This window comes from Gluconacetobacter azotocaptans (genome assembly GCF_014174355.1).
Taxonomy (GTDB): domain Bacteria; phylum Pseudomonadota; class Alphaproteobacteria; order Acetobacterales; family Acetobacteraceae; genus Gluconacetobacter; species Gluconacetobacter azotocaptans.
Genome location: NZ_JABEQF010000007.1, coordinates 25,867 through 39,809 on the forward strand (window position 1 = coordinate 25,867; position 13,943 = coordinate 39,809).

Below are 13,943 nucleotides of genomic sequence, written 5' to 3' on the forward strand. Positions count from 1 at the left end.
AAGCCCTTGCCTTCAGGCCAGCCCATCCACGAACGCCGCGATGCGGGCGCAGGCTTCGCGCAGGGTCTCGTCATCCGTGGCGCAGGACAGCCGCAGATAGGGCCCTTTGCCGAAGGCGCTGCCGTGGACGCAGGCGACATGCTGTTCGTCCAGCAGGGCGAAGGCGAAATCCTCGTCCGTTTCCAGCATGCGGCCGCCCCGGCTGGTCCGGCCCAAGCAGGCCGCAATGCCGGGATAGGCGTAGAATGCCCCCTGCGGCATCGCGCAGGTCACGCCGGGAATGGCGCGCAATGCCTCGACCACCATAGTGCGGCGGCGGGCGTAGGTGTCGCGCATTTCGGCGATCAGTTCTGCCGGACCGTCCAGCGCGGCGGCGGCGGCGGCCTGGCTGATGGAACACACGCCCGACGTCGCATTCCCCTGCACCCGCGTCATCATGCGGATCAGCCGTTCCGGCCCGCCGGCATAGCCGACGCGCCAGCCGGTCATGGCGTAGGATTTCGACACGCCGTTCAGCGTCAGGACCCGCGATTTCAGGTCGGGCGCGACAGCGGCGATGGAATGGTGCCGTGCCCCGTCGAAGACCAGATGTTCGTAGATCTCGTCGGACAGGATCCAGATCCGGGGATGCCGGCGCAGCACGTCGGCGATCGCTTCCAGATCGGCCAGGGTGATCACCGCACCGGTCGGGTTGCTGGGGAAATTCAGTACGACCCAGCGCGTGCGGGGCGTGATCGCGGCCTCCAGCGCAGCGGCGGACAGGCGGAATCCGTCCTCCTCGCGGCAATCGGCGAAGACCGGGACACCGCCGAACAACCGGGCGGCCAGCGGATAGCTGACCCAGTACGGCGCAGGGATGACGATTTCATCCCCGGCGTCGATCGTCGCCATGAAGGCGTTGAAGATCACCTGCTTGCCGCCGTTCGACACCATCAGTTCCGCCGGCGCGTAGGTCAGGCCGTTTTCGCGCGCGAATTTCCGCGCGATCGCGGCCTTCAATGCCGGGGTGCCGTCGACGGGCGGATATTTCGTCTGCCCGTCCAGCGCCGCGCGATGCGCGGCCTCGATCACCGCCGGGGGCGTGGCGAAATCGGGTTCGCCCAGCGCCAGCGACAGGACCTGATGCCCCTGGGCGCGCAACGCGCGGGCGCTGACGGCCATGGCGATGGTGGCGGGTGACGTCAGCCGCTCGGTACGGCCGGCGAAACCCGGTTCGATCCCCGTCATCGTCCCCACCCGTCAGCGCAAGCCGGCGCAGAAGCGCTGGATGCGCGCGCAGGCCTCGCGCAGACTGTCGGTGTCGGTGGCGTAGGAAATGCGGAAATGGCCGGGGAACATGAAGGCCGCGCCGTGAACGGCCGCGACACCTTCTTCCTCCAGCAGGGCCGTCACGAAGGCTTCGTCATCGACGATCGCCGTCCCGCCGGCGCTGGTCTTGCCCAGGCACCCTTCCAGCGACGGGTAGACATAGAACGCGCCTTCCGGCTTCTGGCACCGCAGGCCCTTCGCCTGGTTGAGCATGCTGACCACCAGGTCGCGCCGCCCCTGATAGGCCTGCACCATGTCGCCGATGAAATCCTGCGGGCCGGACAGGGCCTCCAGCGCCGCCGCCTGGCTGATCGAGCAGGTACCCGACGTCGACTGGCTCTGCAATTTGTTCATGGCGCGGGTCAGGACCGCCGGCGCGCCCGAAAACCCGATGCGCCAGCCCGTCATGGCATAGGCCTTGGACACGCCGTTCATGGTCACCGTCCGGTCGCGCAGGCGGGGTTCGACCTGCACGACCGTCGCCGGGACGAACCCGTCATAGACCAGCTTGTCGTAGATATCGTCGGTGAAGATCCAGATATCCGGATGCCGCAGCAGCACGTCGCAGATCGGCCGCAGGTCTTCGGCCGAATAGGCGGCCCCGGTCGGATTGTTCGGCGAGTTCAGGAAGAACCATTTGGTGCGCGGCGTGATCGCCGCCTCCAGGTCCTCGGCCCGCAGCTTGAACCCGGTTTCGGCGGGGCACGGCACGATGACGGGCGTACCGTCGGCCAGCGCCACGATATCGGGATAGGACACCCAGCAGGGGGCGGGAATGATCGCCTCGTCCCCCGGGTTCATCGTCGCCACCATGGCGTTGAAGATCACCTGCTTGCCGCCGGTCGACACGATGATCTCGTCGGGCGTGTAGTCCAGGCCGGAATCGAGGCGGAACCGTTCGGCCACCGCGCGGCGCAGCGGCAGGGTGCCGGCGACGTCGGTATATTTGGTCTGCCCTTCGGCGATCGCGCGAATCGCGGCGTCCTTGATGTTCTGCGGCGTGTCGAAATCGGGCTCGCCGGCGGACAGGCTGATGATGTCCTTTCCTGCGGCCTTCAAGGCCCGCGCCTTGGTCGAAATGGCGATGGTCTGGCTGGGGCTGACCTTGTTCAGACGGGCGGCGATAAGATCCATGACACCGAAGATCCAGAGAAGCGGAAAACAAAGGGGCTACACCGTAGTGCGAACCGGCGGGCGAGGAAACCGCAGATCGGCGTGCGGCGCAAACGGCACGCCGATCCTACGCTGATTGAGGCGCAGGCCGGCCCAGCGCCGCGTCCCGGACCGCGTCCGGCGTCATGCCCGCCGCGCGCATCGCGCGCAGCGTCAGGGCGCGGTCGCGCTTGGCCAGGCGCCGCCCCTCGCCGTCCAGCAGCAGCGCGTGATGAACGTATTCGGGTTCGGGCCAGCCCATCAGGATCTGCAACAGGCGATGGATCGCCGTGGCCGGCCGCAGATCCTCGCCCCGGCTGACCAGGGTGACGTCCTGCGCCGCATCGTCATGGGTGACGCAGAGGTGATAGGAGGCCGGGATATCCTTGCGGGCCAGCACCACGTCGCCGAACAGGCCCGGCCGTCCGGTCTGCACGCCCTGGCCGCGCTCGCGCCACGTTACGCAGTCGCCCCCCGCGATGTGCAGCGCCCGTGCCATGTCCAGGCGCAGCACGTACGGCCGGCCCTCCCGTATCCACTCCGCGCGCTGCCCGGGCGACAGGGCGCGGCAGGTACCGGCGTAGGCCAGCGTGCCGTCCGGCGCGCGATGCGGCGCATGCGCGGCCTCCTGCGCCTCTCGGGCGATGGCGGCGCGCGTGCAGAAACACGGATACAGCAGGCCGCGCGCCGACAGCGCGTCCAGAACCCGGCGATAGTCGGGCAGATGCGCGGACTGGCGGCGGACGGGGCCGTCGGATGTAACGCCGATCCAGGCCAGATCCTCGACGATCGCGTCGATGTAGTCGGGGCGGCAGCGCACCGGGTCGATATCCTCGATCCGCAGCAGGAACCGCCCACCCGACTCGCGCGCCAGACGCCAGCCCGCCAGGGCCGACGCAGCGTGGCCCAGATGCAGATACCCCGTGGGACTGGGGGCAAAGCGGGTGACGATTCCATCCTTTATGCCCTGAAAACAGGATGATGCCGCCATTACCTGGCCTCCCTTGGCTGCGCCCCGCCGCACGAAGGCGACCACGCGACGGTCACGCCCTTGCGAGAACGGGGAATGTTTGCGATATAGGCGGCAGGTTCTCAACGGCGCATATCATTCGGCGTTCGGTTCTGAGTACAACGCCAAATGATGGTGTGGCGGCATCGCGAAAGGATGCGCCCCTTGCTTGCTGGCAGTCCGCACTATCCGGCCCTGGTCCTTAATGCCGATTTCAGGCCACTATCCTATTTCCCGCTGTCGCTGTGGTCCTGGCAGGACGCGATCAAGGCGGTCTTCCTCGACCGCGTCTCGGTCCTGAGCGAGTATGACGAGGAAGTCCGCTCGCCCAGCCGGGCGCTTCGCCTGCCCAGCGTCATCGCCCTGAAGGACTACATCCCCACCGCCCGGCGGCCGGCCTTTACCCGCTTCAACGTCTTCCTGCGCGACAATTTTTCCTGCCAGTACTGCCACGACCGGCTGCCCACCCACGACCTGACGTTCGATCACGTCATTCCGCGCTGCAAGGGCGGCCGCACCACCTGGGAAAATGTCGTCACCGCCTGTAGCCCGTGCAACCTCATCAAGGGGTCGCGCATGCCGCACGAACTGCACATGTATCCCCGCCGCCCCCCGTCCCAGCCCTCGACATGGGAATTGCAGGAAAACGGCCGGTCTTTCCCGCCCAACTACCTGCATGAAAGCTGGCGGGACTACCTCTACTGGGACAGCGAACTGGATACCTGAGACCCCGTCCTACTGCCGGTAGCTGTAGCCGTACTGGTCGGCCAGCTTCTGCAGATCCGGCGCACCGCGCAGATTCAACGGGATCGGCTGCGGGTTCTTCGATCCGATGACCACACCATGATCGGTCATCCTCTGGCAGGTGTTCGCCGCCAGCGGGAAACTCAGCTTCAGATCGGCCCCCATCTGGGCGCGCAGGCACGAGACGTCGCTGTCCCACGGACGCCGCCCCATTTCCGACGAACACCCCGTCAACAGGACCGCGCCACACGCGATCATACCCAGGCCCGCCCAGTTCTTCCGCTTCATCTCGACCGCCGTCAGGGTTCCCCGCAAAGCGAGGCCGCCCACCACATCACCGAATCCGGATGCGGCGCCCTGTTGCCGGGGCGCCACCCGCTCTACCGGCGCAACCTGCCATGGATCGCCACCTGACGATAGACCGCCGCCCCCGGGTGCCCATCCCGCCCGGTGCATGACAGGGTACACTCGCCCCGGGACCATCCGGCCACGGCGGTTGACGGCACCCTGCCCCGGTCGCATTTTTCCAACGGTTCCATAGCCGGAGGGCGCGTCATGGACATCAGCATCGGGCGGGCGGTTACCCTGCCGATCGACGGCATGACCTGCGCCGCCTGCGCCACCCGCATCGAAAAAGTGCTGACCCGCCTGCCCGGCGTCACGCCCCAGGTCCATTTCGCGGCCGGGACCGCGACGGTGGGCCTGCCGGACGACCCGGCATCGCTGGACAACGTGATCGGCGCGATCCGCAAGGCCGGATATGACGTCCCCGCCCGCCATGTCGGCCTGACGGTCGAGGGCATGACCTGCGTCGCCTGCGCGACCCGGATCGAGAAGGTGCTGAACCGCCTGCCGGGGGTGGACGCCCATGTGAATTTCGCCAGCGGCCGGGCCGAGATCGACTACATCCCCGGCCTGGCCGACCCCAACGCCCTGATCGGCCAGGTCGAAAAGGCGGGATACGGCGCCAGCCTGCCCCGCGACGAGACACCGGACGATCAGACGGCGCGCCATGCCGCGACAGGGCGGCGGCAGATCCGCCTGTTCGTCCTGTCCGCCATCCTGACCGCGCCCCTGCTGGCCGGGATGGCGGCCATGCTGGCGGGCGTGCACGACCTGCTGCCGCTGTGGCTGCAATGGGCGTTGGCGACGGTGGTGCAGTTCGTCTGCGGCCGGTCGTTCTATCGCCATGCCTGGAACGCGCTGCGCGGCGGCGGGGCGAACATGGACGTGCTGGTTGTCCTGGGCACCAGCGTCGCCTGGCTGGCCAGCACGGCGACGCTGGTGCTGTCGCTGCCGGGGCCGGTCTATTTCGAATCCGGCGCCACGGTCATCACGCTGGTGCTGCTGGGCCGGGTGCTGGAATCCCGCGCCCGCGACCGCACCCGCGCGGGCATCGAAGGCCTGATGCGCCTGCAACCCCAGATCGCGCATGTTGAAGTGGACGGCACGGTGGAAGACCGTCCGGTGGCGTCCCTGCGCGTCGGCGACCTGTTCGTCGTCCGGCCGGGCGAGAGCATCCCGGTGGACGGCACCATCGTCGACGGCCGGTCGGATATCGACGAATCGATGCTGACCGGCGAGGGTATCCCCGTGGGCAAGCAGGCGGGCGATGCGGTCTTCGGTGCCACCATCAACCGCGACGGCGTCCTGCATGTCCGCGCCCGGCGCGTCGGCGCCGACACCACCCTGTCGCGGATCGTCCGCATGGTGCAGCAGGCGCAGGGCACCAAGGACCCGGTGCAGCATCTGGTGGACCGGGTCTCGGCCGTCTTCGTTCCCGCGGTGCTGGCGATCGCGTTGCTGACCTTCGTCGCCGGCTGGGTGGCGACCGGCCATCCGGCCGGGGCGCTGACCGGCACGATCGCAGTGTTGGTGATCGCCTGCCCCTGCGCGCTGGGCCTGGCGACGCCGACGGCGATCATGGTGGGCACGGGCCTGGGCGCGCGGGCAGGCCTGCTGTTCCGCACGGCCGAAGCCCTGGAACGCGCCCACACGGTCACCACCCTGATCATGGACAAGACCGGCACCCTGACCGAAGGCCGGCCCGGCGTGACCGACATCGTCCCCGGCGACGGCATATCCGCCGGCCGCCTGCTGTCGGCCGCCTACGCGCTGGAACGGGATTCGGAACATCCGCTGGCCCGCGCCATCGTCGCCCACGCCATGGAGGCAGGTGCAACGGGGGATGCGGTCCACGATGTGCGGGCCATACCGGGGCGCGGCGTGCAGGGGATGAGAGCCGATGGCGCGGGTGACGTGCTGCGCCTGGGTTCGCCCCGTTTCCTGGCCGAGGGCGGCTGCACCGGCGATATAGCGACCGTCGAACGGCTGGAGCAGCAGGGCAAGACGGTGATCGGGGTGGCGGACGGCGCGACCATCCTGGGCTATATCGCCCTGGCCGACCGCATCCGCCCGGATGCCGCCGCCAGCGTGGCGTCCCTGCGGGCCCGGGGGCTGCACCTGGTGATGCTGACCGGCGACAATGCCCGCACGGCGTCGGTCGTGGCCGGCACGCTGGGACTGGACGACGTCATCGCCGGCGTCCTGCCCGAGGACAAGGCGCACGAAGTCGAAAAGCGTCGCGGCCCCGGCCGGATCGTCGGCATGGTGGGCGACGGCATCAACGACGCGCCCGCGCTGGCCGCCGCCGATATCGGCATCGCGATGGGCAGCGGATCGGATATCGCGCTGGATACCGCCGAAATCGTACTGATGCGCAGCGAACTGGCCAGCCTGATCGACGCGATGGATCTGTCGCGCGCCACGCTGGGCAAGGTGCGCCAGAACCTGTTCTTCGCCTTCGTCTATAACGTGCTGGGCATTCCGCTGGCGGCCCTGGGCCTGCTGAACCCCGCCATCGCCGGGGCGGCGATGGCCATGAGTTCGGTGTCGGTGGTGTCCAACTCGCTGCTGCTCAACCGGTGGAAGCCGGCCTTGCGAAAGGCCCCGCCGGCGCATAGCTGAAGGAACGGACGACCATCCGAACCGGCGACAGGAACAGGAACGGGAAAACGATGATGGAAACGGCAACGCTGAAGATCGAGGGCATGACCTGCAACGGCTGCGTCAGCGCGGTGAAGAAGGCATTGGAACGTACGGACGGCGTCTCATCCGCCGATGTCGCGCTGGACACGGGGAATGCCCGCGTCACCTACGATGCCACCCGCACCACGCCGGCGCGCCTGCGCGCGGCGGTCGAGGACGCGGGCTACGACGTCGCCGCCTGAATATGGCCCCCCGGGGGCCGCCATGCGGCCCCTCAGCCGAATACCGCCGCATAAATCTCGGGTTTGAAGCCCACGGTCAGCGCGCCGTCCACATCCAGCACCGGCCGCTTGATCATCGACGGCTGGGCCAGCATCAGCGTCACGGCCCGCCCCTCATCCACGTCGGTCTTGTCCGCATCGGGCAATTTGCGAAATGTCGTGCCGGCGCGGTTCAACAGCGTGGGCCACCCGACCTGGCGCACCCAGCCCTCCAGCACGTCCCGCGCGATGCCCTGGGTCTTGTAGTCGTGAAAAGCGTAGACCACACCATGCGCGTCCAGCCATGCACGGGCCTTCTTCATGGTATCGCAGGCCTTGATGCCATGGATCGTAACCAAACGCGGCATAGGCTCGCCTGCTCCTGCTTCATGATCGACGCGAAATCGCGCCATGTGCCGATTTTGACATCAAGGCGATGCTACCTTGATAGCGAAAAAACAAACATAATTCAAGCCTTGAAATGACGCGCCCAACAAAATATCTTTGTGCAAATAAAATATATTATGAATTTCTTCTCATTGTTATTCCGTTTCAGGAGAATATATTGACTTATCCGACACTTACACCCTCATCCTCATCCCCCATCCCGTGTGCTGACGGAAAGATTAGTCTCGTTATATTTGATTGTGATGGCGTCCTTATTGACGGAGAACGCCAGTCCACAGCCCTCATGGCGCAGGAAGCTCGGAAATACGGCTGGGACCTGACGGACGGCCAGGCCCACCGGATTTTTACCGGCGGCGAACTGGCAAAGATCGGCGAACTGATCGGCCAGAAGACCGGGAAGGACATTCCTGCCGACTGGGACATGATGATGCAGAACCGCATCGTCGACATGATGAAGACCGACGCCGAGACCGTCGACGGGGCCGAAGCCATGCTGGAGTCCGTCATTCAGCTCGGCCTGCCCATCCGCGTCGGGTCCAACTCGTCGGGCGCTGAAATGGACGCCAAATTCCAGAATACGGGCCTGGACGAGGTTCTGGAAAAGGAACGCATCCATTCCGGACGCGACCTCGACATGCCCAAGCCGCGCCCCGACATCTATCTCCATGCCGCGCAGGCCGAGGGTGTGGCGCCGGAAGAATGCATCGTCCTGGAAGATTCCGATGCCGGTGTCGAAGCTGCCCGCCGGGCGGGAATGGCCTGCGTGCTGCTGCGCGCGCCCGACAAACCGGGGCCGGAATGGCCGGGCCTGTTCCGCATCGCGCACCTGTCCGAGTTTCCCCCGCTGCTGGAAACGCTCATGGATCAGAAGCAGGCAGCCTGATCCCTTCCCTGTCCGCGACATTGTCGCAGGCAGGGCGATTTCCCAAATCATGATCCGCGTGGGGGGTGGCAACCCCGGTTGCCGCCCCCCCCCCCCGCCACACGCCGGTGCGGGAATCGACAGGCTGGCCCGGGGTTAACCTGGCCCGTTTCCGGTCATCCGATTACGATTAATTGTGCCCCGCGACCAGCGCATCCCCCGATCCATGATGGACGTGCCGCCAATGGTCTCGGCTACACTATCGCCGGGAAATGGACCCACCACATGCGCAGGAGGCACGGATGCCCCAAAATGAGGGAAGGTTCCACGGCAGAACCGCTCTGGTCACGGGTGCCGGGGGCAATATCGGCCTGGCGACGGCCCTGCGCCTGGCCAGCGAAGGGGCCGCCATTGCTCTTGTCGACATAGATCCCGACAAACTCTCGCAGGCGAAGGAAGCATTCGCCGCGCATGATGTCCGGGTAGAGGCCTATACCTGCAATATCGCAGATCGGGCGGCGGTAGCTGCGATCGTGGATCAGGTCATTGGCGATTTCGGCGCGGTGGACCTGCTGTTCAACAATGCGGGCTTTCAGGGCGCATTCAGGCCCATCCATGAATATCCCGAGGACGACTTCGAAAAGGTCATGAAGATCAATGTCTTCGGGGCGTTCTATGTCCTCAAGGCCGTCTCGAAGCACATGGTGGCGCGCCGGTTCGGCCGTATCGTCAACACGGCCAGCATGGCCGGTGTACAGGGGCCGCCGAACATGCTCGCCTACGGCGCCTCCAAATTCAGCATCGTCGGCCTCACCCAGATCGCATCCAAGGATCTTGCGCCCTACAACATTCGTGTGAATGCGATCAGCCCCGCCTTCATGGGGCCTGGCTATATGTGGGACCGCCAGGTTGAACTCCAGGCCGAAGCCGGCACGCAGTACTTTTCCTCGGACCCCGCGGAAGTGGCGAAGCAGATGATCGCCAGCGTCCCTATGCGACGCTACGGCGACATTTCCGAAATACCCGGTGTCGTCTCATTTCTTATGAGTGACGATTCCAGCTACATGACGGGCGTCAATCTGCCGATTGCCGGCGGAATTCTCTAACCGTCTGTCAAAAAACGATTTTCTCTGCACGCGCGTTGCCGAGCACCGAAACGGAGCGGCCCTGCGGCCGCCTCCCCGATACAAACAGGCCGCAGAGAAGAAAAGACTGCCGAACCTCTTGTGATCCGCCCTGTGCAACCGTGCGGGCAGGCCCCATGCTGAGCATCCGGTCCAACCCGCCCCCACGGGAAGGATCGGGCTGGCGCCCCAGAATCTCCGCAAGAGGATAGAGTCATGATCGAACCCAGATGGCGCCAGATGATCGCCGGGTTGGCCTGCATGGCGGCCATATCCTCCCCGCAATATGTCTGGACCCTGTTCACACCGATGCTGAGGACGGAATTCGGCGTCAGCGCCGCCGCCCTTCAGGTCACCTTTTCGCTGCTCATCATCCTGCAGACGCTGTTTTCACCCGTACAGGGATGGATCGCGCGGCATGTTCCGTCCCGCAGCCTGATCATGGCGGGGATCGTGCTGACCGGTCTGAGCTGGGTCGCCGCGGCGCAGGCGCACAGCCTGACCATGCTCTATCTGACATATGGCGTGGCAGGCGGGATCGGCACCGGCACGGTCTATGTCGGCGTGGTGTCGCTGTTGATGCAATGGTTTCCGCAACGCCGGGGCATGGCGGCCGGCGCGGCGGCGGCCGGGTACGGCATGGGCGCGATGCTGACCACGTTTCCGATCTCGCACATGCTGGCGGGGTCGGGGTGGCGGGGCACGATGACCGCATTCGGCGCCCTGATCGCCGTCGCCGGCATCATGGCGGCCTGGTTCCTGCGCACCCCGGATGCCTCTGAGGACATCGCCGAGAACGCTAGTGGCTATCCCACGTCGGTGGCCGTGAAAACGCCTGTGTTCTGGGTCATGTTTTTCATGATGGCGACGATGGCGACCTCGGGCCTGATGGTCACCTCGCAACTCGCGCAGATCGCCAGCGATTTCAAGGTGGCTCATCTGACCGTCGCCGGCATGGCGGCACTGCCGCTGGCCATGACGCTGGACCGGGTCGCCAACGGCGTGACACGGCCCCTGTTCGGCTGGATATCCGATCTGATGGGGCGCGAACGGACGATGGCCCTCGCCTTCACGCTCGAGGCCGTGGCGCTGAGCTGTTGGCTGGCCCTGGCGCACCACCCGGTGGCCTTCGTGCTGCTTTCCGGGGTCGTGTTCCTGGGCTGGGGCGAGATCTTTTCCCTGTTTCCGGCGACGCTGACCGATATTTTCGGCACGCGGGACGCCGCGCGCAACTACGGGATGCTGTATATCGCCCAGGGCGTCGGCGCGGTGCTGGGCGGTCCGCTGGCCGCATGGCTGCATCAGGCCAGCGACACCTGGTTTCCAGTCTTCGCCTGCGCCATCGGCGGAGACCTGCTGACCGCGCTGCTGGCAATTGCCCTGCTGCGCCCGATGCGCCGCCGCTTCGCGCGGCGACGGGACGCGCAGGCTGTTTCAGGCGTGGGCCTGCCAATGCGTCCCGCGTGACGGACCAATACCTCGATCAATACAAGACAAGAAGTGTGCCACTTCAAAATGAAACGACAAAACATTCCTGGGGAATAATATCCGCCCCGATATAGACAAATGGCCGAAATCGTCTATATCCGTCTGTATATCGACAAACGGCAGGCGGCGGGAGGCGCACGATATGAACTGGAAAGAGCGCAAAAGCGGGCAGCCCTTTACTATTGCTGGAGTTGGCCTCGTCCTGCTGTCATCTGCCTCGCACGCTGCTGAAAATAAACCTGCCAACCCTTCCCGCCCGCCCGTGTCAGGTCCGCAACAGCATGCGCCTGCCTCGCAATACACGCCTACTGCCCAGCATATTCTCGTAACGGGGCGCAATGTCTCAGGCGCCGTGGCCGATTATAACAAGAAGTCGGCCTATCTCGGCCCCCTGGGCAACAAGAGTGCCCTGGATACGCCGATGTCGATTCAATCTGTACCACACGACGTCCTCGTCAATCAGCAGGCACGCAACCTGAATGACCTGATGGGTTATATGCCTTCGGTACAGTTGGAAGTCCGCGGCGACCCGAATACCAGCCGTCCTCAATCACGCGGCTTCGAGGCGGACGTCGTCGCGAATACCCGTATCGACGGGCTGAATATGACCTCGACCACGCCGTATGCGGCGGAAATGTTCGAGGATGTGCAGGTTCTCAACGGCGTGGCCGGCGCACTATACGGGGCGCAGAACCCGGCAGGCACATTCTCCTATACGGCGAAGCGGCCGACAGACACGCCGATCAACCGCCTGGTCGTTGGCGTCGATTCAATCGGACAGTTGATGGAAAATGCCGATGTGTCGGGCCGGATCGGCAAGAACAAATGGTTTGGATACCGGATCAATCTGCTGCATGGCGACGGCACGACCTATGTCCAGGACAGCTGGATGCGCCGAAATCTCGTCAGCGCCGATTTCGACATCCATTTCGATTCCAAGACGGTCCTGGAGCTTGATGCCAGCCACTATACCTATGTCCAGCGCGGCACCGCTCCCGGCTTCAATATCCCCTTTGGCATGACCTACCTGCCAAAGGCGCCCGATCTCAGCAAGCCCCATCTGGGCCAGGACTACGCCGGCTACAATATGGAAACAAATATGTACCTGGCGAAGATAAAACATACCATCAACAAGGACTGGAGCTTCACCCTAGGCGGCCTTTATGAGGATTCGCTCCGGCAGAGCTTCGGCAATACGAATGCCTTGGCTGCGACCGGCCCCGTCGGCCAGTATACCCAGACCATCGCGGCCGCGACGACCGCGAATGACTTCCGGGTGGGCAGCAACCTAGCCTATATCAACGGGCATTTTCATACAGGCTTCATTTCGCACGACATCGTTATCGGTACAAACGGCTACATGATGGGGAATTACAACCCGACCTCGGGCCAGAGCTTTACCCTGGGCAAGTCCAACATGTATGCGCCCACCGTTCTGCCCGGACGGCAGCCCTATTATCATGGGCGCTATGAATCGGCTTACGTGCGCAACCAGGCGATGATCCTGGGCGATACCCTGCATTTCGACCGGCACTGGTCCATCATGGGCACGCTGACCTGGAACTGGCTGAGCCAGGATAACCGGCTCTCGAAAGCCACCTCGGTAAAGGATGGCAACACCTCATATTCGTACACGACGCCACTTGGCTGGAGCAGCAAGCACATTGATGCCGCGTTCAGCCCCATGGCCAGCCTGCTTTACAAGCCGGTCGATAACCAGACAGCCTATTTTACCTATGGCCGCGCTATCCAGGCCGGCGTTCAGGCGCCCGTCTCGGCCACGAATGCGAACCAGATGACCCAGCCTTTCCGCAGCGAGGAATATGAAGTCGGCTACAAGGTCAGCTACCGGAAGCTGCTGTTCACCGTCGACGGGTTTCGCATGAACCGGCCTTATGCATTCATGAACGAGGCGGGAGAATTCGGCACCTTCGGCATGCAGACCAACTATGGTGTCGAGGCTATGGTGCAGGGATATATTACCCCGCGCCTGTCGGTTCTGGCTGGCATGACCTGGCTTGACGCGCAGATCGGCGATACCGGCAATGCCGCCACCGACAACAAGCAGGTCGTAGGCGCGCCGCCCATTCAGTCGAACATTCTGCTGGATTACCGGTTGCCGATACCGCACGGTGCATTTGCTTCGGGCCTGGCGGTCAATGCAAACGTCCATTACGTGGGCCGTCGTGCCGCCACCGTGACGAATTCGGCATTCGCCGATTCTTACGTCACCCTTGATCTCGGCACGCGTTATCCCTTTTTCGTGGCACGCCACCCCTGGGCGGCCCGCTTCGGCGTGAGCAATGTCACAAACGAGCAGTACTGGTCGTCCCTCTATCCTGCGACCAACAACGGCTCGCTGAGCACCACGCAAGCAGGCAGCAGCGCTTACGCCGGCCTGCCGCGCACGTTTCACTTCACGTTAGAAGCCGACTTCTGACGCCATATCCATCTGCGTCCCTCGGGAACAGCCCGACGAACTGCTGAAAACGGGAATAAGCGCCGTCGGCACCTGACGGCATTCTGAGTAACATTTCCACGCGATGGCTTTGCGAGACCGTCCGATGAAAGAGTGCATGTCATGGATCTCGCGGTCTCGT

At 64.7% G+C, this 13,943-nt stretch carries 12 protein-coding genes; 7 read left to right on the forward strand and 5 right to left on the reverse strand.

Features of this window, described 5'->3' with window-relative positions; translation table 11 throughout:
- Positions 1–12: 12 nt before the first annotated feature.
- The 3 genes from HLH34_RS11110 to gluQRS all read right to left on the reverse strand — a co-directional run bounded on the left by HLH34_RS11110 (position 13) and on the right by gluQRS (position 3,451).
- Positions 13–1,227 (reverse strand): pyridoxal phosphate-dependent aminotransferase, encoded by a 1,215-nt coding sequence (locus HLH34_RS11110; protein WP_220792142.1) that lies wholly within the window; start codon positions 1,225–1,227, stop codon positions 13–15.
- 12 nt (positions 1,228–1,239) lie between these two features.
- Positions 1,240–2,442 carry a pyridoxal phosphate-dependent aminotransferase gene (locus HLH34_RS11115; RefSeq protein WP_183119658.1) on the reverse strand — a complete coding sequence of 401 codons (1,203 nt, stop codon included), beginning with the start codon at positions 2,440–2,442 and terminating at the stop codon, positions 1,240–1,242.
- Positions 2,443–2,548: 106 nt separating this feature from the next.
- The gene (gluQRS, locus tag HLH34_RS11120) at positions 2,549–3,451 is read right to left on the reverse strand and encodes a tRNA glutamyl-Q(34) synthetase GluQRS (protein ID WP_183119659.1); all 903 of its coding nucleotides are present in this window, start codon (positions 3,449–3,451) and stop codon (positions 2,549–2,551) included.
- Between the two features lie 174 nt (positions 3,452–3,625).
- On the opposite strand from gluQRS, the gene HLH34_RS11125 reads away from it, so the two are divergent.
- On the forward strand, positions 3,626–4,195 hold the full coding sequence (locus HLH34_RS11125; protein WP_183119660.1) for an HNH endonuclease: 570 nt from the start codon (positions 3,626–3,628) through the stop codon (positions 4,193–4,195).
- A gap of 9 nt (positions 4,196–4,204) precedes the next feature.
- On the opposite strand, the gene HLH34_RS11130 is transcribed toward HLH34_RS11125, so the two are convergent.
- Positions 4,205–4,501 (reverse strand): hypothetical protein, encoded by a 297-nt coding sequence (locus HLH34_RS11130; protein ID WP_182944283.1) that lies wholly within the window; start codon positions 4,499–4,501, stop codon positions 4,205–4,207.
- Between the two features lie 267 nt (positions 4,502–4,768).
- On the opposite strand from HLH34_RS11130, the gene HLH34_RS11135 reads away from it, so the two are divergent.
- Together HLH34_RS11135 and HLH34_RS11140 are read left to right on the forward strand one after the other, a co-directional pair.
- A complete protein-coding gene (locus HLH34_RS11135) occupies positions 4,769–7,180 on the forward strand; it encodes a heavy metal translocating P-type ATPase (protein WP_183119661.1) in 2,412 nt (803 codons plus the stop codon).
- 50 nt (positions 7,181–7,230) lie between these two features.
- Entirely contained in the window at positions 7,231–7,443 is a 213-nt protein-coding gene (locus tag HLH34_RS11140; RefSeq protein WP_304608203.1) for a heavy-metal-associated domain-containing protein, read from the forward strand.
- Positions 7,444–7,475: 32 nt separating this feature from the next.
- Here the strand turns inward: HLH34_RS11140 and HLH34_RS11145 are convergent, their stop codons facing one another.
- Positions 7,476–7,829, reverse strand: coding sequence for an arsenate reductase (locus HLH34_RS11145; protein ID WP_183119662.1), 354 nt, complete (start codon positions 7,827–7,829; stop codon positions 7,476–7,478).
- A gap of 236 nt (positions 7,830–8,065) precedes the next feature.
- Between HLH34_RS11145 and HLH34_RS11150 the strand changes: the two genes are divergently transcribed.
- From HLH34_RS11150 to HLH34_RS11165, 4 genes are all read left to right on the forward strand, one after another.
- Entirely contained in the window at positions 8,066–8,752 is a 687-nt protein-coding gene (locus HLH34_RS11150; RefSeq protein WP_183119767.1) for an HAD-IA family hydrolase, read from the forward strand.
- A gap of 281 nt (positions 8,753–9,033) precedes the next feature.
- Positions 9,034–9,837, forward strand: a complete 804-nt coding sequence (locus tag HLH34_RS11155; RefSeq protein WP_183119768.1) for an SDR family NAD(P)-dependent oxidoreductase — start codon at positions 9,034–9,036, stop codon at positions 9,835–9,837.
- Between the two features lie 234 nt (positions 9,838–10,071).
- Complete coding sequence (gene oxlT, locus HLH34_RS11160; protein WP_183119663.1) at positions 10,072–11,322, forward strand: oxalate/formate MFS antiporter; 1,251 nt, start codon at positions 10,072–10,074, stop codon at positions 11,320–11,322.
- Positions 11,323–11,485: 163 nt separating this feature from the next.
- Positions 11,486–13,783, forward strand: coding sequence for a TonB-dependent receptor (locus HLH34_RS11165; protein ID WP_183119664.1), 2,298 nt, complete (start codon positions 11,486–11,488; stop codon positions 13,781–13,783).
- Positions 13,784–13,943: the final 160 nt, after the last annotated feature.